The organism is Pseudonocardia sp. HH130629-09, assembly GCF_001294645.1.
GTDB lineage: Bacteria > Actinomycetota > Actinomycetes > Mycobacteriales > Pseudonocardiaceae > Pseudonocardia.
The window spans coordinates 37,929-63,893 of sequence record NZ_CP011869.1 but is presented as its reverse complement, the minus strand read 5'-3'; the positions used below and the strand labels follow the sequence as shown (position 1 = coordinate 63,893).

Below are 25,965 nucleotides of genomic sequence, written 5' to 3'. Positions count from 1 at the left end.
CGCGGGTCGAGGCGAACCTGGCCGCGCTGCGCACGCTGCGCCACGTAGAACGGGCACAGCGGCCGGCGAACGCGGAGGAGCAGGCCACACTCGCCCGCTGGTCCGGGTGGGGAGCAGCCCCCCGGGTGTTCGACCCGCAACGTGAGGAGTTCGCCTGGGCCCGTCGCGAGTTGCGCGACCTGCTCAGCGAGACCGAGTTCAGTGCTGCACGACGGAGCACCCTGAACGCCCACTACACCGACCTGACCATCGCCAAGGCGATGTGGCGAGCAGTCGAGGACCTCGGGTTCGCCGGCGGGACGGTGCTCGAGCCCGGGTGCGGCGCGGGAACGTTCCTCGCGCTCGCACCCGAGAACGCCCGGATGGTCGGCGTCGAGGTGGAACCGACCACCGCAGCCATCGCCCAGGCCCTCCAACCGCACGCCACCATCCGCCACGAGTCCTTCGTCCAGACCCGGGCACCCGAGGGCACGTTCGACCTGGTCATCGGCAACGTGCCGTTCGCGAAGGTCGCCCCGGCCGACCCGGTGCACAACGCCGGAGCCCACAGCATCCACAACTACTTCCTGCTCAAGTCCGTGCACCTGACCCACCCGGGCGGGCTCGTCCTCGCCCTGACCAGCCGATACACCCTCGACTCCGAGAGCCCGAGCGCCCGTCTCGCGATCGGGGAACATGCCGACCTCATCGGTGCGGTCAGGCTCCCGAGCAAGGCCCACCAGCGCGCCGCCGGCACCGCTGTCGTGACCGACCTGCTCGTCCTGCGCCGCCGCGAGCCCGGCGCGGCCCCGGCCGACGACAGCTGGCTCGACACCAGCCCGATGAGCATCGGGGACCAGGGCGAGATCGCGGTCAACCACTACTTCCAGCAGAACCCCGAGATGGTTCTCGGCACCCCCAGCTCGGGCACGGCGCCTACCGCCACGACGAGCTACAGATCGTCGGCGACCTCACCGACACCACGCTGGCCGCCGCCCTCGGCCAGATCGTCCAGCACGCCTCCACGACCGGGCTCGGCTACACGCACGCCGGCCACCCCGGCACCACCGACCCGGTCATCACCCTCGCCAACGGGGCCGAGGCGCAGCAGGAAGGGCTCCTGCAGACGACCCCCGATGGAACCTTCACCCGCATCCAGGACGGGGCGGTGGTCGAGTACCCCGTGCCCCGTACCCAGCAGACCGAGCTGCGTGCCCTCATCGGGCTGCGAGACACCACCCGGGCCCTGCTCGACGCCGAGGCCGCCACCGCGGACGACACCGCCGAGATCGCCGGGCTGCGGGAGGAGCTCGGTCAGCGCTACGCCACCTACGTCGAGACGTTCGGCCCCCTCCGACGCTTCACGTGGCGCCGGACCGGCCGACAGCACGCGGAGACCGGGGAGGACATCCTCGCCAAGCAGTACCCGCCCCAGGGCGGCTTCCGGGCCGACCCCTACTCGCCCGTCGTCCGCGCGCTGGAGGACTACGACGAGTCGACCGGGCAAGCCAGCCGTGCGGCCATCTTCACCGAACGCGTCGTCGCACCGCGACGACCGCGCACCAGCGCAGAGACCCCCGCCGAAGCCCTGGCCATCTGCCTGGACACCTACGGCGCGGTGAACACCAACCACATCGCCGCACTCCTGCAGACCGACCCCGCAGAGGTACGGGACCGCCTCGGCGACCTGGTGTTCGAGCAGCCGCCGCGCGCTGACGCGACCGGCCCCACCACCGAACCCGGGCTCCTGGTCGTCGCGGCGGAGTACCTGTCCGGCAACGTCCGCGCCAAGCTCGCGGCAGCCGAGACCGCGGCCGACGCGGACGCCCGCTTCCAGCGCAACGTCGACGCCCTCCGCCCGATCATCCCCAGTGACCTCGGCCCGGCCGAGATCCACGCCCGACTCGGCGCCCCCTGGATCTCAGCCGAGCACGTGCAGCAGTTCCTGCGCGAGACCCTCGAAGACCCACGCCTGCGGGTCGAGCACGCTGGCGGCAACATCTGGAAGGTCCAGGGCACCGGCACCAGCGTCGCTGCGACCTCGACCTGGGGCACGACCCGTCGTGCAGCACCCGACCTCGCCGAAGCGGCACTCGAGCAGCGCTCCGTGCGCGTCTACGACGAGGACGACGAAGGCCGACGGTGGCTCAACACCACCGAGACCCTGGCCGCCCAGGAGAAGATGACCGCCCTGGACGCCCGCTTCAGCGAGTGGGCCTGGGAGGACCCGCAGCGCGCCGAGCACCTGGCCCGCGTCTACAACGAGCGCTTCAACGCCATCGTGCTGCGCTCCTACGACGGCAGCGAGCTCACCCTGCCCGGCATCGCCGAGACCTTCCCCCCGCTACGCCCGCATCAACGGGCCGCGATCGCCCGGATGATCTCCGAGCCCGCCGTCGGGCTGTTCCACGAGGTCGGCGCCGGCAAGACGGTCGAGATGATCGCCGGAGCGATGGAGCTCAAGCGCCTCGGCATGGTCCGCAAACCAGCCATCGTCGTGCCGAACCACATGCTCGACCAGTTCTCGGCCGAGTTCCTGGCCCTCTACCCCCGAGCCAACATCCTGCCCGCCGGCAAGGACGACCTGTCCGCCCAACGCCGCCGGGACTTCGTCGCCCGAGCCGCCACCGGCGACTGGGACGCGATCATCCTCACCCGGTCCGCGTTCACCAAGCTGCCCATGAGCGTGGAGACCCAGACCCGCTACGAGGAGCGGGAATCGGCCCGAGTCCGTGCCTGGCTCGAGGACCTGAAGGCCAGTGGCGAGCGTTCGCTCAACGTCAAGCGGATGGAGGGCATCCTCGCCCGCGCCGAGGAGCGGCTACGCGAGAAGCTCGACAAGATCAAGGACCCCGGCCTCACGTTCGAACAGACCGGCATCGACTGGCTGGCCGTCGACGAGGCCCACGACTTCAAGAACCTGCGCACCCTGTCGAACATCCCCGACGCCGCGGTGCCCGGAGCCGACCGGGCCACCGACCTGCACATGAAGCTGGAGTACCTGCGCGAGCGCCACGGAGGCCGAGTCGGGGTGCTCGCCACCGCGACACCGATCGCCAACAGCGTCAGCGAAGCGCACGTCATGCAGCGCTACCTGCGCCCGGACCTCCTCCAGGAGGCCGGCATCGAGGACTTCGACTCCTGGGCCGCCACCTTCGGCGAGGTCGTCACCGGCATCGAGCTCGCCCCCGACGGTGGCAAGCCCCGCATGAAATCCCGGTTCGCCAAGTTCAAGAACGTCCCCGAGCTGCTCCGCATGTGGCACGTCTCGGCCGACGTCAAGACCGCCGAGGACCTCGACCTCCCAGTGCCCGCGCTCAAGGCCAACGACGACGGCCGTCGCACCGCCGAAGCCGTGGTCGTCCCGGGCTCCGCCGCACGCGAGGATGTCGTCACCGACCTCGTCCGTCGAGCCGAGCTGCTCCGGAGCGGCGGCGCAGAACGGGGCAAGGAGAACATGCTGACGATCACCGGCGAGGGGCGGGCCGCAGCCCTGGACCTCCGGCTCGTCGGGGCGGACACCGACGAGGCCACCAAGCTCGACATCGCCGCCGACCGCATCGCCCGGATCTGGCGCGACCACCGCGACACCACCTACCTCCACCCCGACACCCAGCAGCCCCATCCGACCCCCGGCGCGCTCCAACTCGTGTTCTGTGACCTGGGCGTCCCCAACGACGAGGGCCGGTTCAGCGTCTACGACGACCTGCGCACCAAGCTCCACGAGCGGGGGCTGCCCGAGGGCAGCGTGCGCTTCATGCACGAGGCAAACAACGACGCGGCCAAGGCGGCGATGTTCCGCGCCGCCCGCTCGGGACAGATCGCCGTGCTCATCGGGTCCACCCAGCGGATGGGCGTCGGGACGAACGTCCAGACCCGCGCCCGCGCGCTGCACCACCTCGACTGCCCCTGGCGACCCGCCGACATCGCCCAGCGTGAGGGCCGCATCATCCGCCAGCGCAACCAGAACCCCGAGGTCGAGATCCTCCGCTACGTCACCGAGGGCAGCTTCGACGCCTACTCCTGGCAGACCATCACCAGGAAGGCGATGCTCATCGCGCAGATGATGCGCGGACGCCTCGACGTCCGCGAGATCGAGGACATCGGCGACGCCGCACTGTCCTACGACGAGGTCAAGGCACTCGCCACCGGCGACCCCCGCGTCATGGAGAAGGCCAAGGCCGACTCCGACGTCAACCGACTCGAACGCCTCGAACGCGCCCACTACCGCAACAACGACCACCTGCTGCGCACCGTCCGTGCGGCCGAGCGCGCCGGGGAGGAGATCACCGAGGAACTCCGCCAGGTCGAGGCCGCCGTCTCGCGCCGCACCACCACACGGGGCGAGGCCTTCCGTGCCGAGGTCTGGGGCCACCCGTACACCTCACGAAGTGACGCCGGCCGCTCGTTGCAGGACCTGCTCCGTCCCGCGCTGACCCGGGCGAACCGCTACAGCGCCCCCACCGACGCCCGCCCCGTCGTCGAGATCGGCGGGCACACCGTCACCGCTGCCGTCCGCCCGGCCGGGGACGACATCGTCGCCGAGCTGACCCTCGTCGACGTGCCCCGCGGGACCTTCACCATCGAACGGTCCCAGTTCCTCGACGGCGACCCCACCGGCCTGATGCAGCGGTTGGAGAACAAGCTCGGCGGTCTCGACAAGCTCGCCGAGACCCTCCAGGAACAGCGCCGCCTGGCCGGCCGCGAAGCCGAACAGGCCCGGGCCGGGCTCGACCAGCCCTTCCCCCACGCCGACCAGCTCGCCAGCGCCCGAGCCACAGCAGAGGTGATCGCCACGCAGATGCTCGAGGAGGCCAACGGGCAGCGCCCGGAAGCCGAGGCGGTGCCGGCCCAGCAGCCCACGACCGATCGGAGCGACGGCCCCGACAGCGCGACGACCCCGCGCGCTGCGACGGCCGAGGAACTAGAAGCCGCCCGCCACGCCTGGAGGGACCGCAGCTCAGCATCGCCGCCGGAAGCAGCGATCAGCGCATCGCCACCACAGCACCAAGCCGCAGGTCAGGGACAGACTGCACGCGGGCTACACCGATGACCGCGACACCCGGGCCGGGGACCGGTCACCGTCCACCACTCACACGCCGGAGCAGGTCCCCCATCCCCGCTCGTGGCTCCCAGATCCCCGAGAAGGCGCTGCAGCCGGGTGACCTGGGCACGATGCTCCTGGCGGTCCTGCTCATCGGTGCCTGCGCGGTCGACGAGGGTCTGGTGCACCTGGATCAGGCGCTCCAGCACAGCACGCCGCTCGACCGAGGCCGCACCGAACTCCTCAGCCCGGAGCCGGTCCAGCCCCTGCAGGTGCACCAGCTCCCGCAAGGGGTGCTGCCGCTCCAGGACCGCGGACACCGGCGCCGGACCGTGATCGGGGTCGCCAGGGTCGCGATGCCGGACCACCCACGCGTCCAGGGTGCGCAGCTGCTCGGCCCTCGACGCCTCCTGCACTGCGGCGTGAGGTGAGCAGCCCGGCTGCTCCTGGCTCCAGACATCGGTGATGGGCTCCCAGCGCTGTCGGACGGCGGCCTCCGCGACGTCGAGGACCTCGGCGATCGCGCCCCAGCCACAGCCGTCCTGCCGCTCGACCAGCACCGCGGCAGTGAGCACATGCCCGGCGAGCTCGACGAGCGCAGCGGCATCGGTGACAAGGGTGCCGTCGTAGGCCTGATCCGGGCGGCGCCCGGACGGCACCAGATGACGAGCCCAATCCGACAGCTCCCGCGCGGTCTCGGCGAGCTGCAGGTGCGCCAGCGAACGAGAGGTGAAGGGGGCGCCGGGAGCCAGCGCAGCCCAGAGGTTCTCCGTCATGGGCCCAGCCTGTGCCGCACAGGAACGACCATCAACGCACTAGGCCGTTCGTGTGGGGACAGCTTCGGCTGTGGGGCCGGGGGTGAGTCCCGCCGGCGAGCCGGGTGGGGATCTCTCCTCGCGTCGGCATCAGGACGGTGCCCGAGAACCTGCTCCGCCACCAGGCCCTCCGCTGCGCTCCGGCCGCTCCGCGGTCGCCTGCGGCGAGCCTGGCAGCTCCACAGAACCTCGGGCAGAGCGCCGTCCTGCCGACGCGAGGAGAGACCCCCACCCTCCACAGGCCAGGTCTGGTCCTCACCCAAGTCAGATCGGCCCTTCGGGCCGCCCCCTCCCGGGGGCCAGGGCGCCGCCCTGGACCCGGCCTCACTCGGAGAGTCCCCCAAGCAAAAACGCAGGTCAGAGCCCTGTAGATCTTGACACGGCAAGCTAGCCCTGGTGATTCACGGAGCTGCGGATTGACCGCGTGATCGGCTGGCGGCGGATCCGGTCCGGTTCGTTCGATGGGTGGGCATGGCGAAGGGGCCGGCCTGCGCGTTCTGCCGGGAGCTCCCGCCGCTCGTCGTGTCGGGCTTCGGAGATCAACCAGCAGGAACAGGCAACGCGCACAGCCGCGCGAACGCGCGGGCGAGATCGACCGCCCAGGGCCAGGACCGTTGGATACGGACCCAGACTCGGCGTTGCCCGCGGGTGATCCGCGCGGCGGTGTGCAACAACCGGTAGCGCAACGCCTTCGGCTCGACCTTCGCCAGGTCGCCGTCGAGAAGCAGGCGCTGGGTCCAGGTGATCAGGTCGACCGCGAGCATGACCACGGTCAACCACGCCGCGTTGACGGCGAAGGACCGGGACGGGAAGTGGTTGAGGCCGGTGTCCTTGCCGCAGCGGATCCGGTCCTCGACCCGGGCGTGGGCGCGGTGGCGGGCGTCGAGGAAGGCGAGCTGCCCGACGCGGGTGTCGGTGGCGAACGCGGTGTAGCGCCAGCCGTCACGCTCCTCGAACGCATCGAGCTGCGCGCCGGGATGCGGCCGTTCGCGACGGACGACAACGCGGGTCCCGGCCGGGTAGTCGACCAACGCGGAGGCGGGGAGCAAGCCGGTGATCTCGGCCAGCCCGGCGCCGTCACGGTGCCCGCCGTCAGCGTCGACCGCCTCGGCCCACACCGTCTTCGGGACCAGGCTGATCACGGTGCGTTCGCGGTCGGTGACGGCCCAGCCGACGGAGAACTCACAGCTCACCGCTGTGTCTTGTTGCGCTCGGATGTGGGCGAGGAAGGCTTTCGTGGCGCCCGCGGTGTCGGTGCGGACCAGGATCGGGTGCCCGTGACGGAACGCGTCAGGGATCTGGGCGAGCGCGTCGTCGAGCACGTTGATGTGATCCGCGGCGGTGTTCGCACCGGCGTTCCCGCGGCGCAAGCGGGCGGCGAGGAACTCGCCGGTGTTGTCGCAGAACGCCAGCATCGGGTGATACCCGAACGTCTTCTTGAACGTGGGCGTGGCCTGTTCCTTCTCGCTGTGGGCGATGACGATCGTGGCGTCGAGATCGATCACCAGCACGTCCCGGCCGTGCCGGCGCAGGTCGCGGCCGGCGACCCGAGCCGCGGGAAACGCGCGACCATCGACGTCGGCGTGCTGGGCCCAGACCACCTCCCGGGCCCGCGCCCGCCCCGCCGCGATCGAGGACAACCGGCGCTCGTCGAGCTTGTCGAGCAGTCGCCAGCAGGTCGAGTCCGATGCCACCGACCCGAACACCGCGCCCTGATCGGCCAGGACCGCGATCTCGCAGATCCTCGTGGCCCCGTCGGCGACCGCGACGGCCAGATCGACCAGCACCCGCCCCGGATCATGACGCGCCCGAGCTCGTCGCAGCGGTGCGAGCGCGGTCGAGAGTTCACTGGTCAACGTGGTCCGGTCGGCGACATCGGCCAGCAGACGCGACCCGACGGGCGACACCACCCCAGCGCCGTCGGCGGTCACGATGACCGGTGGGCGCGTGCTTGTAGTCTGCACTCGGAAAGTGCCTCCTCGACCATGGCGGACAGGGCTTCGACACCCGCTGTCTTACCTGGTCACGAGGCACTTTCTTCAGTTGGGGTCGGAGATCACCGGCACAACCCGTGAAGAGTCCGGGCTAGACGCTGTAAATTAGTAAGTGTTGCGAGGGATTGACAGCCCGAGCAACGCCACCCCCGAACCGAAGGAGTGCCCGTGAGCAAGAGGGTCCGACAGGCAGAGAAGTCCAGCTACGTCCTGGACAGCGAGTACCAGCGCGTCCTGCTGGGGGACGAGGTCACCGTTCGCCAGATGCGGTGGGTAGACCACATCGCCGCCCAGTACGCCCAGTACGCCCAGTGAACCGCCCAGTACGCCCAGTACGCCGTCGTCGCCGGGATCGACCAGCTCGGCTACGGAGAGTTCGAGGACACCGACTGGGGCATCCCGGTCGTCACCGACATCGTCCGCGATCCCGACCTCACACGCGTCGCAGGCGACATGCTGCGGCTCGCCACCGAGGTGCTGGCCGGGCGACGCCCGGCCGCGCAGCTTGCTCCGTTCGCGGACTCCGAGGTCCTGAAGTACCTGCAGGGGCGAGGGTTCCTGCTCCGCGGCGGCGGCCGCCGGGGCATCGGCCGCGTTCTGAGCAGCCACGTGAGCCAGCCCGTCGAGGGCGTCGGAGAGCTCACCGCGCTCGTCCTCGTCGGGCACGACCGGCGTCCACGAGCGCTCACCGCCCGGATCCAGCTCGACGGGGCGGTGCACTCCCCCGAGATCATCGGCGGCTGGCGGCTGGTCTACCTCGCAGTGCTCTGATCGCAGGCAGTACGACGCTCCCCGGCAGTCTCTGTCGGGGAGCGTCCCCGTCGGGAGGGAGAAGCCGGATGAACAGGGATAGGGCAACGGCCCCCGCGAGCCCGAGCGCTCCCCCGCTGCGGGTCGTCGTCGACGACCGCGTGCTGCTGTCCCGCCCCGGCATCTGCGCGACCTTCGGCGTCGGCCGCGCGACCGCAGAGCGCTGGTGGCGTCACCGGGCGAAGAACGGCCACCCGGCCGTGGCGTGGCAGCAGGGCCGACGACAGTGGTGGGACGAACAGGCGATGCGGACCTTCGTCGACCAGCTCACCGCCCCTCCCCCGGCACGACTGGACCAGGACGGGGAGACCCTGCCGACCCGTACAGCCCTCGCGCGACGGCTCCGTGTCTCGCCCCAGCACCTCGCCAACCTCTACAGCGACCGCGACGCCACCGGCCACCCCCGCCCGGCCCGCCGCGACGGACGCCACCTCTACTGGTCCCTCGACGAGATGGACGCCTGGTGGCAGCAGCACGAGGCCGCCAAGCGGGCCAGCCTCACATCAGTGGACCGCAGCGGGAGCGGCGCCGACCTCCTGACCCTCGACCAGGCCGCCGCAGTGCTCGGCTACGCCGACGCGTCAGTCATCCGTAGCTACCTCGCCCGAAACCCGGGCTACTTCCCCTGCCCCGACTGGACAGACCCCCACGGCCGACAGCGCTACCACCGCCGCACGATCTGGGCATTCGCCGACAGTCGCACCAGGCCCGGACGGGCCGGCCGACGCACCCCCCGAACCCGCTGAACAAACGGTCTCGACCAGCAAGAACAGTCGAACGAAGAACCCGCATCCGACCGCATACATGGTATAGTGAATTGCAGCGGGAGGCGATGACAGCGCCGACCGGTCACCCGAAACCGATCGAAGGGGCCCCACGATGGACTGGCGAGTCGCGGCGGCATGCCGCCGCGAGAACCCCGAGCTCTTCTTCCCCGCCGGAAGCGACGGACCGGCCAAGCAGCAGATCGACAAGGCCAAGGCCGTCTGCCGCCGCTGCCCCGTCCAGGAGGCCTGCCTGGACTACGCCCTCACCGCGGGAGAGGACACCGGAGTGTGGGGTGGCCAGGACGAGGGCGAGCGTCGCGCGCTGAAGCGGTCCGGCCGCCGGCGACTGGCCACCGCATGAACCGGGGCAGCGAGCACTGCGCACCCGGGCCGCTCGCCGAGACAGGCACGAGGCGGCCCTCGGCTGCCGCAGACGACTCGCTCCGGGCCGACCTGCTCGACCCATGTCCGAGCTGTGGCGAGCCGGGCCGCACGAAGCTGGGATCGCGCCCACCGCGGCGCACTGCCGTCGCGGGATCTGCGGAGCCCGATGGGGCGACCACCACGCGGCCTCTGTGGTCGCGGTCCCGCGCAGCGTCCTCACGGATACGTGATCCCGAGGCGGGGTGCTGTCAGAGGCACCCCGCCCCCGCGGTCGACCGCCACCGATCCACACCCGTCACCAGAGGAGCAGACCATGACCCCGTCCGTCGACGAGCTTGCCGCCCTACTCGCCGAGATCGACACCGACCACTGGCAGTGCAAGTCGCGCCGGGAGCAGGCCGGACACCTCGCGGCGGCCCTGCACTGTCCCGACCCGGGCGGAGAGCCGCCGCTCGCACGCGTTGTCGAGCTGCTCATCCGTGACGCGGAATGCCACGACCTGGGAGAAGACGCCCAGTACGCACTGCAGACGATGCTGAGCGTCCACGGCCTGCCCGGCGGGATCGCCCCCACACCCTGGGGCCGGGTGCTCTGCGAGCTGGTCGCCGCCGTTCCCGCCGTGCACCGCCCGATGCTGGCCCGGGCCTTCCCGGACTGGGGCGCCTGGGCCGAGATCATCGAAGCACCCGACCTGCGGACCCGCGTACTCATCGCCGTCGATCGCGCGTGACAGTGCCGTCCCGTACCTGCTCCCGGTCCAATTGCCGAGAAAAACGCAGGTCAGAGGCTCTGTGAACCACTTTCATGGTATAGTGGACGAAGTGTGGAGCGACGACAGCGTTCCCACGCCACCAGAACCGGAGAGTGCCATGAGCGATCCGCACACCACCGGCGATCCCGTCGAACGACAGACCTCCCCGGCCACTCGACACGAGATGCGGGAGGTTGCGCTGGGTGCCGCGCGGGCCGGCTACCACGTCTTCCCGCTCCAGATCGACGGCAAGAAGCCGATCTTCCACGCCAAGCGCACCTGCAAGCGGACCGGTCCCTGCAGTGGCCCGGAGGGGCACCTCGGCTGGGAACAACGCGCCACCACCGACTCCGACCAGATCCGGCGCTGGTGGAGCACCAAGCCCTACAACGTCGGCATCGCCTGCGGCCCGTCGAAGCTCCTGGTGATCGACCTCGACGAGGGCCACGGGGCGCCCGCACCGGAGGAGTTCGAGGGTGCCCGCAACGGCCGCGACGTCCTGCAGATGCTCGCGCGTCGCGCCGGTGAACCCATGCCCGACCAGACCCTGACGGTGTCCACCCCTACCGGCGGAGGGCACCTGTACTTCCGCAACGACAGCGCGCTGCGCAACAGCTCCCAGACCGGGCTCGGCTGGAAGATCGACACGCGAGGTGAGGGCGGGTACATCGTCGCCCCCGGCTCGGTCCGCCCCGAGGGGCGCTACCAGTTCGAGCGTCCCGGCCCGCCCGCCGAGCTGCCCACGTGGATCAGCAGCCTGCTCGCCCCACCGCCAGAGCCGGAGATCGCCCGCGTTCCGCGGCCGCGGCTCGAGCTCACCGGCAACCGCCAGGAGCGCTACGTCCGCAGCATCCTCGAAGGCGAGGCCCAACGCATCGAGGAAGCACAGCCGGGCGGCCGTCACCACGCCGTGCTGACCGCCGCGCTCAAGCTGGGCAACTACGTCGGCGGCAACGTCATCTCCGCCGAGGAGGCCAGCGCGACCCTCCGCGCGGCGGTCCAGACGCACATCGGAGTCGACGACTTCACCGAGTCCGAGGCGGAGCAGACCATCAGCGACGGACTCGCCTACGGCGCCAGGCGCCCGCGGTACGCGAACCGCGAGCGAGCCGGGCGCACCGCCGCCGACCAGGAGGGCGACCAACACGCTCGCCCCACCGCGGCCGCGGTGACCCGTGCGGGCCGAGGTCTGGCCCGCGACATCGAACGACTGCGCGGCGCACGGACGGACCGCCCCACCCCGGAATCCGGGCACCACCGGGACGGGCGGCCCGGCCGCGAACGACACCACGAGCACCGGCACGGAGTCGGGCACTAGCCAGCGCGAGCACCGCGCCGCTCGGAAAGCCCCCTCAACCCGCCGACATGGGCCGAGCCGGCCCTCACCGACACGACAGGAAGCACCTCATGGACCCAGCACTGGTTTGGATCATCGTCTGCGGAGCAGCGGCACTGTTCGCACTGGTCGCCGCCGTCGCCCGCATCCCGGCACTCGCAGGGCTCTTCGTGGTCGCTGTGGTCGCGGCCGCGCTGGTGTCGACCTTCGTCGCCGTCGGTACGGCAGTCCTGTCCTGAGCGGGCGAGACGCCGCGATGGTTGCGGCGGCTGCGTCTGCTGGTGATCGCCTCCGTCGCCCAGCGGCGTGGTGGGCCGCGCGCGCCGAGGTCGACGACGAGCAGGTCGACGCCGCGGCGAGCCGACCACCGGGTTCGCCCACCGGTGGGCGGTCTGTGACCGGGTGCCCGTTGTCAGCTCAGGTGGGGCCACGGGACTCGCGCCCGGGACTGAAGGGGGGGCGGCTGACGCTCGCACCAGAGCGGCGGAATGGGTGGTCGGCGAACCGGGGACCGACCCTTGCGGGTCCCCGCCGGAGCGGGGTTGACAGCGACCCCCGGCCGCCTATGCTCCGTCCACCCGGGAACCGAAGGACCCCATCAAACGAGAGCAGTGATGCGCAGAGTAGTCGAACCGGCTGCCCGTGGACGACGACGGGCGCCTGTCGCAACCCGCCGCCCGCGGCAGCGGGCGGCCCTACCTACGCTCACCCCGGTGAGGGGCGAGGACCATGGCAGCCCGGACGTGCCAGACCACCTGATCTCCCGCTCGGAGCTGGCGGCACGCACCGGAGAGCGCGAGCACACCCTCTACAAGTGGTGGCGCGACCGGCATCGCAACGGCCACCCCGAGGGGCTCGAGGTCGACGGCCAGTGGCACGTCGACGAGCGCGAGTGGCGGCGGTGGCGCACCGCGTACGGCGCCGACCGCCGGGAGGTCAACGGACGGATCCTGGCGACCGTCACCGAGCTCGCCCGCCTGAGTGGTGAGCCGGAGGCGACTCTGAACCGCTGGTACGCCGGGCGCCAGGCGAACGGCCATCCGCCCGGGATACGGCGCGACGGCCGCCGCTACGTCGACCTCGAGCTGTGGCAGGACTGGTACCGAGGGCACAGGGACCAGCTCAAGAGCGGGCTGACCCCCGTCGACCGGACCGGCGACCCCGACGAGCTGCTCAGCAGCGCCCAGGTCGCGCACGTGCTGGGCCTGGCCAGCGCTGCGACCGTGAACAGCTACGTCGGCCGCGACCAGTTCATCGCGCCGGACGAGGTCGAGGAAACGCCCGCCGGCCGGCAGCGGCGATTCTGGCGACGTCGACGGGTCTGGGACTACGCAGATAAGCGTTCGTGGTCGCGAAAAGGTAAGAAATCAACAGAAGCCCCATGAAGAGCGGCGAAGCCGCTCGGGAATCGACACCATAGGGGACGTCGTAAACGTTCGGATACGAGCAGACTACCGCCCAACATGGTATAGTGATAACAGTGGGGAGAGATTGACAGCTTGAACCGCTCACCCAGAACTGAACGGAGAACCCCATGCCAATGGTGCTGCGCAGAACGCCAGTTCCAAGTGCCTACGACGACTGCGAGTTCAGCCTGACCGACCTCTTCTGTGGCGGAGGGGGATCCTCCTTCGGGGCGGAGCAGGTCCCCGGGGTCAGAAGTGTCATGGCGGTCAACCACTGGGATCTCGCGGTCGAGACCCACAACCGGAACATGCCCGACGCGGGGCACGACGTCATCGACATCGCGAGGGCCGATCCGAGCCGGTTTCCCGGCACCGACTTCCTGTGGGCCTCGCCCAGTTGCACCTTCTTCAGTCCGGCACGCGGTGAAAAGCAGACCTTCGCCCAGCCCGAGACCGAGCCCAGCCTGTTCGACCTACTCGTCGACGACGACGCCACCGACGAACCGCCCCTGCCGCTCGACGCCGGCGAGCGCTCCCGCGCCCTGATGCACGACGTGCCCCGGTTCGCCGAGCACCACCGCTACCGAGCCGTGATTGTCGAGAACGTCCCCGCGCTGCTCAAGTGGGTCCACTTCCCGAAGTGGATCGCCCGCATGCGGAAGCTCGATTACGACTACCAGGTCCTAACCCGGATCTTTCGTCGGGCAGTCCTGGCTTGATCGACACCGGTGCTGGCCGGTGTGGCGGGGCCTGATTGTGCCCGTTGGGTGTGACAGTTCGGCCGAGGTCGCTCGGGGCGCCGGGTCCACGGGTCCGGTCGGTTTCCTGGGTCGTCGCGACGGAGGGTTCGTGCTCAGCCGGGAACAGCGAGCGTGCGCAGCCGGGCGAGGCCGTCGCAGAGCAGTTCGGCCCAGGGTGCGTGCGCAGGCAGGTGCAGCACGGTTCGGCGGGCGTGACGGGCTCGCTGGGCGGGCATCGAGAACAGCCGCAGCCGGAGTCGTTTCGGCTCCCAACGGCGTGCCGGGTGCCCGGTGTAGGCGAGCATCTGCGCCCAGGCGGTGACCTCGCAGGCGAGCGCGACCACGGCCTGCCAGATCCGGTTCTGGTCGAGCTCGTGCAGTGGCAGGTTCGTGAGCCCGGTGTCCTTCGCCGCGCGGATGCGGTCCTCGGCGCGGGCGCGGCGGCGGTGTCGCAGCTCGAGGTCGGCGAGTTGGCGGCCGGGGCCGCCGGGGCGGGTGTTGGTGGCGAACGCGGTGTAGCGCAACCCGTCCCGGTCGATGAACCGCAGCTGCGCGCCCGGGTGTGGGCGTTCGCGGCGCACGATCACCCGCATCCCGTCCGGCCAGGTCCCCAGGTTCATCAAGCCGGTGGCCTCGATGACCCACGCGCCCGGGCGGGGCTCACGGTCGGCGTCGAGCGCGGTCTGCCAGTCCGCAGCCGGGAGAGCGGCGAGCTGGTCGACCAGTTCCTGGGTGAGGCTGAACCCGACCGAGTAGGACAGGCGCTGCCCGGTCAGCCAGTCGAGGAGCTCGTGGGAGGCGCCGGCACCGTCGATGCGGATCAGTACCTTCCGCCCGGGACGGTTGCCGGGTTTGTGGTCGGGGAGCTGGCGCAGGGCGGCGCGGATGACGGTGACGTGATCGGCGGCGGTGTTCGACCCCGCATTGCCCGGCCGCAGCAGCGCCGCGAGAGGCTCTCCGGTTCCGGCCGCGCCGTGGTCGCAGAACGCCCACAACGGATGGTGGCCGAAGCCCTTCTTGAACGTCGGTGCGGCGCCCTGCTTGTCGGAGTGGGCGGTGACCAGGGTGGCGTCCACGTCGATGACCAGCGGTTTCGCTGCGTTCGTCTGGTGGTCGGGGGCTGCGGGCCCGGCCAGTGCCCACGCCTTCGCCCGTGCTGCGGCGCGGGCGGTGTCGATCGCGGCCAACGCCGCGGCACCGTCGGCGGCGAGGCGGTCGACCGTGCGTGAGACCGTCGGGTCCGACGCCACCAGACCGAACAGGGTGGGCTCGGCACGCAGCAGGGCGATGTCGGACAGGCAGTCCCCGCCCGCGGCGAGGGTGAGCGCGAGGTCGAGCAGAACCTTCGCCGGGTCGTGCACCGCCAGCCGCGGCCGCCACGGCTCCAGCCCAACCGACAGGGCTCGGTCCAGGCCGACCTTGGCGATGGTCTCGGTCAGCAGCCGCGTCCCGGCGTGAGACACCACCGTCGTCGCAGCCGTGTCGATGTCCGGGCACGGGTAGAACCCGATAGCCTTCTTCACCTGGAGGGTGCTCCTGCCTGCGCGACGATAAGGACTTCAGCAATCCCCATCTTCGCTGGTCAGTGGCACCCTCCAGCCCACTGACACGCCCTACTCGGCGAACCGCGATGAAAGCCCCAGGCTAACCCTCAACTCTGCCTTCGGCACCAGCTCGGTGCCCCGGCCCCCCAGCTGCGGGACCGCGTCTACGTGGTCTTCTGGCAGCGGCGCTACAACCGCCCGGACTTCGACCGCTGGACCCGGCCGCAGGCCTGGTGCCCGACCTGCGGCGAGGTCGTGACGGCCCTGCGAGCGCCCAAGAACTTCGACCGGCCCCACGGCTCCTACGGCGCCCAGTACGTCTTCCGCTGCCCGCGGGTGAGCTGCCGCAACGACGTCGTCCAGCCCTACGTTCTCCCGGCCGCGGCCATCATCGACTGGACCTCGCCGGGGCAGCGGATCGGTGACCGCAAGCGGCCTCTCGCACCGAAGACGATGGCGCGCATCGCCGCAGGGCTGCGCCGTTACTACGGCCCGATCGCGCTGGAGGCAGCAGGCAACACCTTCGAGCGTCGGCCCGGGGTGCGGGCCTGGCCGGTCGAGGAGCCCCTGCGCACGCTGACCACCACCGAGCACCGCGCCATCGCGCCCCTCGACGGGCTGCGCGCGCCCCGCCCCACCGCTTCGCCGTCAGCGCTCCTGATCCCGGCGGAGGGGCGGGACGGCAAGGTGGCGCTGCCCGCCGACCGCCCGCTCAGGGTGCAGACGGCCCGCAACGAGACCGGACTGCTCGTCCCGGCCGGAGGCACGTGGAACGACGTCGCCCAGCCGACCGACCGGCCGCTGCGTGCCCGCACCACCCGCGACACCGAGGGCGTCGTGGTCGTGCCGCTGCGGGGCACGAACCGCACGAAACGCGTGATCGAGCCCCTCGACACCTTCGCCGCCAGCGGGACCCACCACGGACTGCTGATGCGGAACAACAGCGGCGGAGCCGAGATGAGCACCCCGACCAGCGAGCCTGCGCGCACCATCACGAGCGCCGGTCACCAGTCCCTGGTCTGGAGCCCGGAGATGCTCTACGCCTACGACACCGGCCGCATCCGGGCGGCAGCGACCAGCCCACTCGCCACCCAGACGACGGTCGAAGGCGACGCACTGATGGCCGGAGCGGCCGGCCTCGACGTCGAGGACTGCCTGTTCCGGATGCTGAGCCCAGGTGAGATCAAGGAGGGCATGGCCTTCGCTCCGCACTACGTCCTGCTCGGGACCAAGCGACACCAGGTGCGGATGGCGGGCAACGCAGTGACCCCGCCCGTCGCCCGCGACCTGGTGGCCGCCGTCGTCGAGGCGATCCGCGGCACGCCGGTCGAGTCCCCCGTGCCCACCGCCGCCTGATTCGCGGGGCCCGGTGGTGACCGATCACCACCGGGCCCCGCAGCCCGGGTGTCGCCACGGCCGATGCATCCTTCGATGCCAGACCGTGGAGAGTGCAGAACCAGAGAGGCCGACCCGGGAGAGGAGGACGTCGCCGTGCCGCTCACGACAGCACTCCGCACCGGGACCCTCGCCACCTGGTGCCAGCAACGACTCACAGGCCTCGACCAGGTCGCCCGAGACGTGGCACGGGCAGCCGCGAGGGCTCCGCAGACAACCCTCTCGGGACCGACGCCAGGTGCGGACAGCCAGCTCGTCGGCGGCATCGTCGACGCCCGGCTGGCGGCCCTGGTCCAGCCCGCGCCTCCCTACGCCGCGCTGCAGGGACTACTGGCCGGCCAACTCGTCTCCCCAGGCGCCGCAGCCCGCATCGCCCTGTCCTTCCCGACGCACCGCGAGCTGCCCGACGAGGTCGCGACAGTGGCCCACACGCTCCACCCCTCCCCGCGAGAGTGGCTCCAGATCCCCGCACCGGCCGCGACCAGCACCGATCCCCCCTGGGGCGACAGCGTCTTCCCCGATCTGGCCAACCGGGGCCACCTGTTCCATCACGAGCACGCTCCCTGCGGGCATGTGGGGACTGCCGGAGCCGAAAGAGCACTGGCGCGGTCCTACGGCGTGTGGGCCCTGGCCGAGGCCGCGTACCGGAGCGGGCACAGCCCGCGCGCCCTGAGCGCTCTCGCGCACCGCGGACCCGTGACGACCGAGACCCTCTGCGCGGCCGTCCCCGACGGCAGCGCTCACGAGACTGCTGCGCTCGTTCGCGCGCTCGCGACCAGCGAGAACCTCCCTACGCTTCTGGCGTGGGGAGCGGAGCGGCCACCCGAGGGGGTCGGGATCGGGTACGCCTCGCCGACCCTCATCCCCCATTTCGCCGATGCCGACCTGCTGGTCGGAACCACGCTGCTCGACGTCAAGGTGAGCGCCCACGCGTCCCAACCGCGACGCGTCCGAGCATGGCTCCAGCAAGTCCTCGGATACGCCTGGCTCGACGTCTCCGATCGGTGGGGGATCCAGCACGTCGGACTCATCCTGGCCCGGCAGAGCCTGCTCGTCCGATGGGACCTGCAGAGCCTCACCGCGGCCGCCTTCGGCGACACCGACCCACTGGCCGGGGTGCAGCAGTTCCGTCGCCTGTGCCAGACCGCGGCTCATGCCGAACGGAAGCCGCCCTTCCCGGACGACGTCCTCAGCCCGTAGCCGGAGCCGGGACCACCAGGGACGCGTCGCCGCGGCCCCGACCAGCGCTGATGGACCTGCACTCGGGAGCCCGCAGCGGCGCCCGGAGGTCACCCCTGTGTGTCCCTCGCGTCCTCCGGAGCGGACTCCGTGGAGGGGCCTTCCGCCAGCTCGTCCGGCTCGGTCGGGACCGGCGCGTCGGGCCCCACGACGGGCACCCCGCCGACTTCCGCGCCCGCCGGCCGCGGGGCCGGTGTTGGGGTGCGCTCGCTGTCGTCGCTGGTCGCGACGCCGTCCGCGGGCTGCTTCCTGCTGCGCAGGATCGTGCGGACTCGCTTCAGCGGGAGGCCGGCGATCTGGGCGAGATCCTCAGCGCTCCGCCCCTCGGCGTTGAGCCCGACGAGGACGTCGCCACGGTCGGCCTCGACCGCGGCGAGCTGTTGGTCGGTGTCGGCGCGCAGCCTGGCCTCCTCTTCCTGCAGGCGTCCGAGGCCGGCGGTCAGCTCGTCCTCGACCCGCTGCTGTTCAGCGAGGGTCGCCGCGTAGCGCTCCAGCAGGACGTTCTCGCGGCGACGGCGATCCTCCAGCCGGGCGTCGACTGCGTCCCGCGCCTCCGTGAGCTGAGCCAGGGCGTGGCGCGCAGCCCGACCTTCGGGGCGGCGCCGGGTCCGAGATCCCATGGCGATCTCCCTTCTCGTTCTCTAGACCAGATCGAAGGCTATATCCCGTGTGCTGAATAGACGAGAGCAGTGAGCTGTCCCGTCCGGCTCCGAGATCACCGATCCGGACGCGGCATTTCGCGGAGCGGCAGCGCTTGCCACGACGGGCCAGCGGCCGCGCGCGAGCCGCAAGGGTCTGCGTCGCCCTCACGGCTCCGCTGTCACCGTGCCGGCGCCCATCCTGTGGAACGACGGTCGAACGACAGTGGACGCCGCGGGCGATCGCTGGGCCTCAGTGGCGTACGACCAGATCGAACGTCGTCGGCGGGCGGACGCTTGTCAGGTAGTGCTCCTCGGCCGGGTCCCACATCTGGTGCCATAACGACTCGTCGCCGCCTTCTCGGGCGTCGTGGCGGGCACGTCGCAGCTCCACGGGGGCGTCGACGAGCACGGTGAACGTCATGAGGTCGGCGAGTTCCGGTCGGCCGGAGTAGATCCCATCGACGAGGACGACGGATGCGGGTTCGACGGTCACCGTCTCGGTTGCAAGGCCGGAGGGGCGCGAGAAGTCAAAGGGGCGCCAGGACGCGCGGCGACGTCGGCTCAGTGGGTACAGAGCCTCGGATCGCAGGCGTCGCCAGTCGATGCAGCGGGCGGCTCGTTCGGGGGCCGACATCTGTTCCCAGCTGGCCATGGCGACGTTGGCGGCGAAGAAGTCGTCGCAATGGACGATGACTGTGTCGGGTAGGAAGCGGCGTAGCTCGTCGGCGACCGCGGTCTTCCCGGCGCCACTTCCACCGTCGAGGGCGATCAGGATCGGGCTGTCCTCCTGATCCCGGTCAAGTCTCCGTAGCTGCTCCAAGATCTCTCTCGCCGCCGTCATAAAACCGTATCTTGCCGCCCCACCTGCGGTGGCAGCGACTGTGAAGGGATCACGTGGTCGGCCACTGCCACCGGCCGCGAGGAGGTGGCCTCCGGAGTGGACGCTCAATCCAGGGGTGGCGGGATGAACCCGCCGAATTCGCGCTCGACGAGCTCGGCGAATCCGATCGTGGTGCGGTCGGCGAACATCGGTCCGATGGCTTGCAGGCCGATTGGCAGGCCTTCCTTGGACTGGGTGATGGGCAGCGCCGTCGCTGGCAGGCCCGGCAGCGTGGCTGTGCCTGCCAGCGCGAGTTGGTCGAAGTAGGGGTACTCGGTGCCGTCGACGTTGATCCGTCGGGTGACCAGGTCGCTGTGGTCGTGCGGGAACGCCGTGGTCGGCATGATCGGCGTGAGCACCACGTCGACCTCGTCGAACAGCTCGCGCCAGCGCTGCCGGAGCAGCTCGCGCTCGGTGTCGGCAGTGACCCAGTCGCGGTGGCTGAGTACGGCGCCGCGGGCACGTTCGGCGGCGAGGCTGTGGTCGTCGTCGGTGAGTCGTGCGGCCGCATCGCGGGCGCGCTGGTAGCTCTTCGGCGGGAATCCAGCGGCGAGTACGGATTCCAGCAGGCGCATATACACCCGGGCGGCCGTGACCTGGTCGGGTAGCAGCGGGCTGTCTCGCACCACCGTGGTTCCGGCACCGGCCAGCTTGTCGGCGAACCCGTTGATCGCGGCCCGCACACTCGTTGAGCTGGGTACCAGTGGATGCTCGTCGAGCACTAGAACCCGGTAGCTGCGCAGGTCGGTGTGGCGGGCCGGCGGGAGCGCGAGCCGGTAGGCCACGCCGTGAGCGAGCTGGTCGGGCCCCGCGAGGACGTCGAGCAGCAGGCTGAGGTCCGCCGCGGTGCGGGCCATCGGTCCGATCACCGCGAGATCATGCTCGGCGGGCAGGACCGGCAGCCCTGGCGCTGTGTGCCCACGCAGCGGCAGCAGGCCGAGGGTGGGCTTGTGCGCGTAGACGCCGCAGCAGTGCGCTGGGTTGCGCAGCGAACCCCCGACGTCGGAGCCAAGGGACAGTGGCGCGTAGCCGGCGGCCAGCCCGGCGGCCGACCCGCCCGACGACCCACCCGGAGTACGCCGCGGGTCCCACGGATTGGCGGTGGTCCCGTACAGGTCGTTGTAGCTCTGCAGATCGCCGAGATGGATCGGCACGTTCGTCTTGCCCAGCACGATCGCCCCCGCCGCCTTGACCCTCTCCACCGCAACGGCGTCGGAGTCCGGGACGAAGTCCGCGGACGCCGGGATGCCCCACGTGGTGGGCAACCCGGCCACGTTGAACGACTCCTTTACCGTGACGGGGACCCCGAGCAGCGGTCGTCTCTCCCCTCGGGCGAGCGCGGCGTCGGCGTTGCGGGCTGCGTTGCGCGCCCGGTCGAAGTCCGGCACGCACACCGCGTTGATCGTCCGGTCGTGGTGCTCGATCCGGGCGATGGCCGCCTCGGTGAGTTCGACCGCCGAGACTCGACCGGTGGTCAGATCCTCGACGAGCGCGCCCGCGCTCCGGTAGGTCAGCTCGATATTGGTCACGACATCCCCATCCTGTTGATGTTCTGAAGTGGCCCCGGTGGTCGTGATCTAGCCTCGGTTGCGTCGTCGGTGGGCCAAGAGCACTGAAGATCGGCGTCAGGGGCTGAGGGTGCGGCGTGTGCTGTTAGCTGTCAGGCGGCAGGCATCTGTTGTCTCGGGGCAGCGAGGCGATCATCGCTTCGGCGACTTGTCGTGGGTCGAGGTCGCTTGTGTCGATCGTTCGCGTCCCGCGAGGACGCGGGTCGTGGTGGCTCGCGTGGACGGCCCTGGCGATCGCGTCGGCCAGCGCATCGCCGGTGAGGCCGATGCGGTGGTTGCCCTGGATGACCGGGCCTTCGCCTTGAGCCCGAGCGGTGAGCCGTTCGGCGAGGGCGGCCGCGGAGGCGTCCAGCCAGAACAGCGCGGGTGAGTCACTGCTGTCGAGCTCGTCGTGCTGGGTGTCGATCAGCAGCCCGATGGTGCGAGGATCACCGCTGATGACGACGGTTTGTGCGCCGGCGTGGGCCAAGCACTCAGTGACCGCGCGAGCGTTGGCGGCGCGCAGTGGCCCGAGGTGATCGCCGCGCACGTCTGTTCCGAGAAACCCGAGCTGGTGAGCGTCGAGATAGCCGACCGGCTCGCCCGCCCTAGCCAAGAGCGAGAACGTCTGGAACCCGGCGGTGGACACGCCGACGCCTCCTGGCCCGGTGATCACCATCAGGCGTCGTGGCGGTGTCGCGGTTGTGGATGGAGGTCGTGCAGGTGTGGCGAGGTGTCCCGGACTGTTCTGCCGGATGTGGGTCAATGCGGCGTCGGTGACCTGCTCAGCGAGCTCGGTGGAGGTCTGTGCGGTCGTGTTGAGGCGCAGGTCGGCGAGGTCGGGGGCGATCCGGTGGGCGTAGTCCACCGCGTCATCGGCGAGCTCGGTGAGCCAGCCGCGGCGGTGCACCCGGTCGCGGATGGTGTCGCTGTCTGCCTCCAGATGGACGGTCAGGACGTGTTGGCGCTCGACGTCAGGGAGCAGACGCGTCAGGTGGCCGGTGTCGTCGAGGAGTCCGGCGACGATGAGTGCCTGTGCGTCATGGGCCTGATAGTTGTGGATCAACGAGGGAAGCGCGGCAGCGATCAAGTCAGCTTCGGTGGCCCGGGTTCCGCTGGCCAGCCGGAGCTGGTCGGCGTCGACAAACGCTGCCGTCACTCCTGCGGCGGCCAGGTGGGTCAGCATCCGGTAGCCGACGGTGGACTTCCCCACCCCGGATGTCCCGAAAAGCCAGATGATCGGCAGCACCTTCGCACCGTAGGAGCGTCCCATCGCGGGGAGGAACCGGATTTCCGAGGTCGTCCCCGATAGGCAGGCGGTGAAGCCTTCGACTATCGGGGTGGTTCGGGGCGGCGACCGAGCTGGTCCAAGAGCCGATTCTGCTTCGTTCCAGGGGGATCCGGCTCGGGCCTGGGCCGAACATCTGCTCGACCGTCAGCGTGCTGACCCACGCGGCGTAGGGCTCCAGCACGTGCTCGACGAGCTCCTCAGGCAGCTGGTCGTCGAGCTCGATGGCGCGGGCGAGGTCCCAGGAGTGGACGGTGATGTCAGCGGCCCGGTATACGAGGAACTCGCTGACCGTGATCCGCCCGGCGGGGTGGTCGACGTCGCTGGCGGGGTGAGCAGCGGCGAACGCGCGTCGCTGACGCTGTGCGCTGCGCCGGACCTCCCGGAGGGAAGCCGTGGTGCCTTCGCCTCGGGATGCAGGGGGACCCTTCTCAAGCAGCTCGACGGCCATCCGATGACCGGCCACGACATGTTCGACAAGGTCGAGCACGGTCCACGCCTCGCACGGAGTCGGACGCGTCCACTGCGAAGCGGTGATCGTCGACAGACGGTTGTCGAAGAGTTCCACCGCCGCGTCGAGCAGCGACAGTCCGTCCACGCCAGCCAGGCTACGCGCTGATCTTTCTCCCCAGTGTGTGTGCGGAGCGCCGGTGAGTTCAGGAGCGACCGCGGGGACGCCACCGTCCGAATCCGCCTTCGGTGTTGATGGTCTGTCCGGTGATCCAGGCGGCTTCGTCGGTGGCGAGCCAGACGATCAACCGGGCCGGGTCCTCGGGTCGTCCGTAGCGGCCGAAGGGGAACATCGGTGCGACGAGGCTCCACATGTCCTGGGTCAGGTAGCCGGTGTCGACCGGGCCGGGGTTCACGGTGTTCACGCGGATCCCGAGGTCGCCGAGTTCGTCGGCGATCGTCGTGGTGAGCCCGGCGATCGCTGCTTTCGCTGCTGCGTAGGCGATCTCGCCCGGTAGCGGCCCCAGTCCCTGACCGGAGGTCAGGAAAACGATCGAGCCCCCAGCCCGGCCGTCGTGCTGGCGGGCGAAAGCTTGGGCGAGCAGGATCGACGAGCGTGCATCGACGGCCCAGTGGGCGTCCAACTGCTCAGCGGTGACCTCGTCCAGTGCTGCGTCCTGCCCGGTCAGCGCATGGTTGCAGATCAACACATCGACGTGTCCGACCAGGTCGACGGTGGCGTCCATGAGGCGTGCGGGTCCGTGGGGGTCGGCGAGGTCGACACCTATCTCCGCGACGATCGCGTCGGCGCGGGAGTGTCTTCGAACCGATGCGACGACGGCATCGAGGTCGTCGGCGCCCCACTCCTGGGCTTTGTCATGAGGCTGGAAGTGATGCAGGACAGTGCTCGCGCCGTAGGAGACCGCCAGGCCCGCGATCGCATGGCCGATCCCGCCCCGTCGGCTGGCGCCTGTGACGAGCACGGTGCGGCCTGACAACGGGTACGGATCTCGACCGTGCGCAGCATCCGTGTCAGGGGGAACGGGTTCAGGCATGGCGGCGACGTCTCCGATGAACGCGGGAAGGCAGGGAACGCATAGTCCTGTCGGTTTCGTCGAGGGTCGGGTCCTCCCGTTAGTCATTGAGGCCAGCGCGGATCGCCTGCTCCACTGGCGAGAGTGGTCTCCTCGCCCGAGGATCGAGTGCATCGGCGGGTTCGATCGCGTTCTGCGCCATGAACCGGTGCTGCGTCCCACGGTGGGTCTGAGCAGCGTGGACGAGGAAGGGGTGGCAGACGTATACGTCGCCGCACCGACCGGTCGCGTGGGCAACCGGTCTACCTGCCGAAGCTTGCTCGATCATCGGGCCCAACGCGTGGCTGTCGACACCATCAGAGCCGTAGGGATCCAGTAGCTGCGGAACGTCGAGGTGGGAGCCGACCCGGATACGGGTGGGGCTGTCGTCCGTGCCGACGTCACTGAACAACATCAACAGAAGCAGGGCGCGGCCGCGGGAGTTGACGTTGACCCTGAAGCCGACCTCACGCATGGTCTCGACCGACTCCAGGTCGTCGTCGGTGAGCTCCCGGTCGGGGAACGCCGCGTCGATGTGCCACCCGGACTCGGCAGGTTCCTCATCGCTGGGAAACCGCAAGGGGAACGCCCCGACATGATCACGGCGAAGCCATCGGCCTGGGCCAACGAGCTCGTCGTAGGCGGCGACCAACGTCGGCGAGTTGACGGCGTCTACGAACGGCTCGTCAGCGCGGTAGAGCACCCAGTGCGTGGGTGAAACCCACGTGTCGGGGTCGGCAGGGTCGTACCCGGTCTCTTCCCACAGGAGGCTCTCGCAGGTACGGGCGAGAGCTTCAGGCAGCGCGCCGGGCAGCTGCACGAATCCGTCGCGGATGAAGCGGTCGGCCAGTTCGGTCACCCCTGGGCTCCCTCCTAACAGACATATCGGTCAGTTATGTGTAGCGGGGCAAGCCGCTCGGTCTCACTCCATTTTCGGTGGACATGACCGACGGTGCTTCCAATGGTCCGGTCGCTGCCGTCGCGTGCGTGCGGTGCACCGCAATCGGGCCGCCGTCGGGAGTGTCGGCTTTCGATCGTTCACGAGACACATGTCGGGACGATCGGTTGCTGCAGGTCATCGATGTAACGGAACCCGTGTCTGCGCCTACGACACGCTGTCGGGGGTTCGCGATACGTTTCGGGTGTGCGCATCGGCTACGCCCGGGTCTCGACCCGCGATCAGCATCCTGAGGCTCAGCACGATGCGCTGCGTGCGGCCGGTTGTGAGCAGGTGTTTGTCGACCGGGCCTCTGGCAAGCTCGCCCGCCGCCCGGAGCTCGACCAGGCGTTGCTCGTCCTACGGGGAGGGGACCAGCTGGTGGTCACCAAGCTGGATCGGCTGGGGCGCTCGCTGGAGCACCTGATCGAGCTGGCCCGCACCCTGCAGCAGCGCAACGTCGATCTTGTGGTGCTCGATCAGGGTGTGGACACCGCTACCGCGGTCGGGCGGATGTTCTTCCAGGTCCTCGGCGCGATCGCCGAGTTCGAGGCCAGTCTGCTCTCCGAGCGGACCAAGGACGGCCTGGAGGCCGCCCGTGCTCGGGGGCGTACCGGTGGGCAGAAACCGAAACTCGGGGCGCGCCAGGCGCACCTGGCCCGGCTGATGTACGAGGAGACGGGTGCGGACGGGCGGCGCCGCTACACCGTGGCTCAGATCGCCGCCGAGTTCGGGGTCAGCCGGCCCACGATCTACCGCTACCTGGGCACACCGCGCGGGGCGTCTGCGCCGCAGGCCGGTCGGGAGCAGCGGTGACTCGGGCGGGTCCGGCGTATCCGCGGGGCGCACCGATGCGTTGTCCGGAGTGCGGGCAGGCGCCGGGAAACCCGATCGAGCGCGCGGAGGTATCGATGACCTGGCTGTTCCTGGACGCCACGGAGCCGA

Annotated in this window: 23 protein-coding genes; 13 read left to right on the top strand and 10 right to left on the bottom strand. The window is 70.5% G+C overall.

Translation table 11 applies throughout. The features are described 5' to 3' along the window. Window positions 1-1,147 precede the first annotated feature (1,147 nt). Complete coding sequence (locus XF36_RS33080) at window positions 1,148-5,032, top strand: hypothetical protein (RefSeq protein WP_060715081.1); 3,885 nt, start codon at window positions 1,148-1,150, stop codon at window positions 5,030-5,032. On the opposite strand, the gene XF36_RS32820 is transcribed toward XF36_RS33080, so the two are convergent. Continuing rightward, on the bottom strand, window positions 4,999-5,799 hold the full coding sequence (locus tag XF36_RS32820; RefSeq protein ID WP_060715080.1) for a hypothetical protein: 801 nt from the start codon (window positions 5,797-5,799) through the stop codon (window positions 4,999-5,001). The two genes, XF36_RS33080 and XF36_RS32820, sit on opposite strands and share 34 nt — an antisense overlap. 578 nt (window positions 5,800-6,377) lie before the next feature. Next, window positions 6,378-7,802, bottom strand: coding sequence for an IS1380 family transposase (locus XF36_RS28500; protein WP_060711648.1), 1,425 nt, complete (start codon window positions 7,800-7,802; stop codon window positions 6,378-6,380). A 198-nt stretch (window positions 7,803-8,000) separates the two neighbouring features. Here XF36_RS28500 and XF36_RS32815 point away from each other — a divergent pair, with 198 nt between their 5' ends. The 9 genes from XF36_RS32815 to XF36_RS28465 all read left to right on the top strand — a co-directional run bounded on the left by XF36_RS32815 (window position 8,001) and on the right by XF36_RS28465 (window position 14,005). Continuing rightward, window positions 8,001-8,147: a hypothetical protein gene (locus tag XF36_RS32815; protein ID WP_168169620.1), complete on the top strand. Its 147-nt coding sequence runs from the start codon at window positions 8,001-8,003 to the stop codon at window positions 8,145-8,147. Between the two features lie 138 nt (window positions 8,148-8,285). Then, window positions 8,286-8,603 (top strand): Rv3235 family protein, encoded by a 318-nt coding sequence (locus tag XF36_RS28495; protein WP_060715079.1) that lies wholly within the window; start codon window positions 8,286-8,288, stop codon window positions 8,601-8,603. A gap of 68 nt (window positions 8,604-8,671) precedes the next feature. Next, window positions 8,672-9,388 carry a hypothetical protein gene (locus XF36_RS28490; protein ID WP_145981685.1) on the top strand — a complete coding sequence of 239 codons (717 nt, stop codon included), beginning with the start codon at window positions 8,672-8,674 and terminating at the stop codon, window positions 9,386-9,388. Between the two features lie 133 nt (window positions 9,389-9,521). Further along, window positions 9,522-9,770, top strand: a complete 249-nt coding sequence (locus XF36_RS28485; RefSeq protein WP_060715077.1) for a WhiB family transcriptional regulator — start codon at window positions 9,522-9,524, stop codon at window positions 9,768-9,770. 336 nt (window positions 9,771-10,106) lie between these two features. Next, entirely contained in the window at window positions 10,107-10,523 is a 417-nt protein-coding gene (locus XF36_RS28480) for a hypothetical protein (protein WP_060715076.1), read from the top strand. 139 nt (window positions 10,524-10,662) lie between these two features. Then, window positions 10,663-11,862: a bifunctional DNA primase/polymerase gene (locus XF36_RS28475; protein ID WP_060715075.1), complete on the top strand. Its 1,200-nt coding sequence runs from the start codon at window positions 10,663-10,665 to the stop codon at window positions 11,860-11,862. An 89-nt stretch (window positions 11,863-11,951) separates the two neighbouring features. Then, window positions 11,952-12,119 carry a hypothetical protein gene (locus XF36_RS32810; protein WP_168169619.1) on the top strand — a complete coding sequence of 56 codons (168 nt, stop codon included), beginning with the start codon at window positions 11,952-11,954 and terminating at the stop codon, window positions 12,117-12,119. 474 nt (window positions 12,120-12,593) lie between these two features. Continuing rightward, on the top strand, window positions 12,594-13,265 hold the full coding sequence (locus XF36_RS28470) for a hypothetical protein (protein WP_145981684.1): 672 nt from the start codon (window positions 12,594-12,596) through the stop codon (window positions 13,263-13,265). 149 nt (window positions 13,266-13,414) lie between these two features. Continuing rightward, a complete protein-coding gene (locus tag XF36_RS28465; RefSeq protein WP_082375944.1) occupies window positions 13,415-14,005 on the top strand; it encodes a DNA cytosine methyltransferase in 591 nt (196 codons plus the stop codon). A gap of 134 nt (window positions 14,006-14,139) precedes the next feature. Here the strand turns inward: XF36_RS28465 and XF36_RS28460 are convergent, their stop codons facing one another. Continuing rightward, window positions 14,140-15,549 carry an IS1380 family transposase gene (locus XF36_RS28460; protein WP_060711311.1) on the bottom strand — a complete coding sequence of 470 codons (1,410 nt, stop codon included), beginning with the start codon at window positions 15,547-15,549 and terminating at the stop codon, window positions 14,140-14,142. Window positions 15,550-15,738: 189 nt separating this feature from the next. Here XF36_RS28460 and XF36_RS28455 point away from each other — a divergent pair, with 189 nt between their 5' ends. Both XF36_RS28455 and XF36_RS28450 read left to right on the top strand, forming a co-directional pair. Then, complete coding sequence (locus tag XF36_RS28455; RefSeq protein WP_060715072.1) at window positions 15,739-16,926, top strand: DNA cytosine methyltransferase; 1,188 nt, start codon at window positions 15,739-15,741, stop codon at window positions 16,924-16,926. A gap of 135 nt (window positions 16,927-17,061) precedes the next feature. Beyond that, window positions 17,062-18,165: a hypothetical protein gene (locus XF36_RS28450; RefSeq protein ID WP_060715071.1), complete on the top strand. Its 1,104-nt coding sequence runs from the start codon at window positions 17,062-17,064 to the stop codon at window positions 18,163-18,165. Between the two features lie 89 nt (window positions 18,166-18,254). Here XF36_RS28450 and XF36_RS28445 read toward each other — a convergent pair whose 3' ends face one another. From XF36_RS28445 to XF36_RS28415, 7 genes are all read right to left on the bottom strand, one after another. Then, window positions 18,255-18,824 carry a hypothetical protein gene (locus XF36_RS28445; protein WP_060715070.1) on the bottom strand — a complete coding sequence of 190 codons (570 nt, stop codon included), beginning with the start codon at window positions 18,822-18,824 and terminating at the stop codon, window positions 18,255-18,257. Window positions 18,825-19,095: 271 nt separating this feature from the next. After that, a complete protein-coding gene (locus XF36_RS28440) occupies window positions 19,096-19,686 on the bottom strand; it encodes a uridine kinase family protein (RefSeq protein WP_060715069.1) in 591 nt (196 codons plus the stop codon). A gap of 104 nt (window positions 19,687-19,790) precedes the next feature. Continuing rightward, entirely contained in the window at window positions 19,791-21,245 is a 1,455-nt protein-coding gene (locus tag XF36_RS28435) for an amidase (RefSeq protein ID WP_060715188.1), read from the bottom strand. Window positions 21,246-21,378: 133 nt separating this feature from the next. After that, complete coding sequence (locus XF36_RS34705; RefSeq protein WP_414706269.1) at window positions 21,379-22,458, bottom strand: hypothetical protein; 1,080 nt, start codon at window positions 22,456-22,458, stop codon at window positions 21,379-21,381. Further along, the gene (locus XF36_RS35890; RefSeq protein ID WP_414706268.1) at window positions 22,364-23,128 is read right to left on the bottom strand and encodes a TIGR03086 family metal-binding protein; all 765 of its coding nucleotides are present in this window, start codon (window positions 23,126-23,128) and stop codon (window positions 22,364-22,366) included. The genes XF36_RS34705 and XF36_RS35890 overlap by 95 nt, the downstream gene beginning before the upstream one ends. Before the next feature lie 88 nt (window positions 23,129-23,216). Further along, window positions 23,217-24,065 (bottom strand): SDR family oxidoreductase, encoded by an 849-nt coding sequence (locus XF36_RS28420; RefSeq protein ID WP_060715066.1) that lies wholly within the window; start codon window positions 24,063-24,065, stop codon window positions 23,217-23,219. Between the two features lie 79 nt (window positions 24,066-24,144). After that, the gene (locus tag XF36_RS28415; protein WP_060715065.1) at window positions 24,145-24,942 is read right to left on the bottom strand and encodes a phytanoyl-CoA dioxygenase family protein; all 798 of its coding nucleotides are present in this window, start codon (window positions 24,940-24,942) and stop codon (window positions 24,145-24,147) included. Between the two features lie 285 nt (window positions 24,943-25,227). Between XF36_RS28415 and XF36_RS28410 the strand changes: the two genes are divergently transcribed. Next, window positions 25,228-25,836, top strand: coding sequence for a recombinase family protein (locus XF36_RS28410; protein ID WP_060715064.1), 609 nt, complete (start codon window positions 25,228-25,230; stop codon window positions 25,834-25,836). Window positions 25,837-25,965 lie beyond the last annotated feature (129 nt).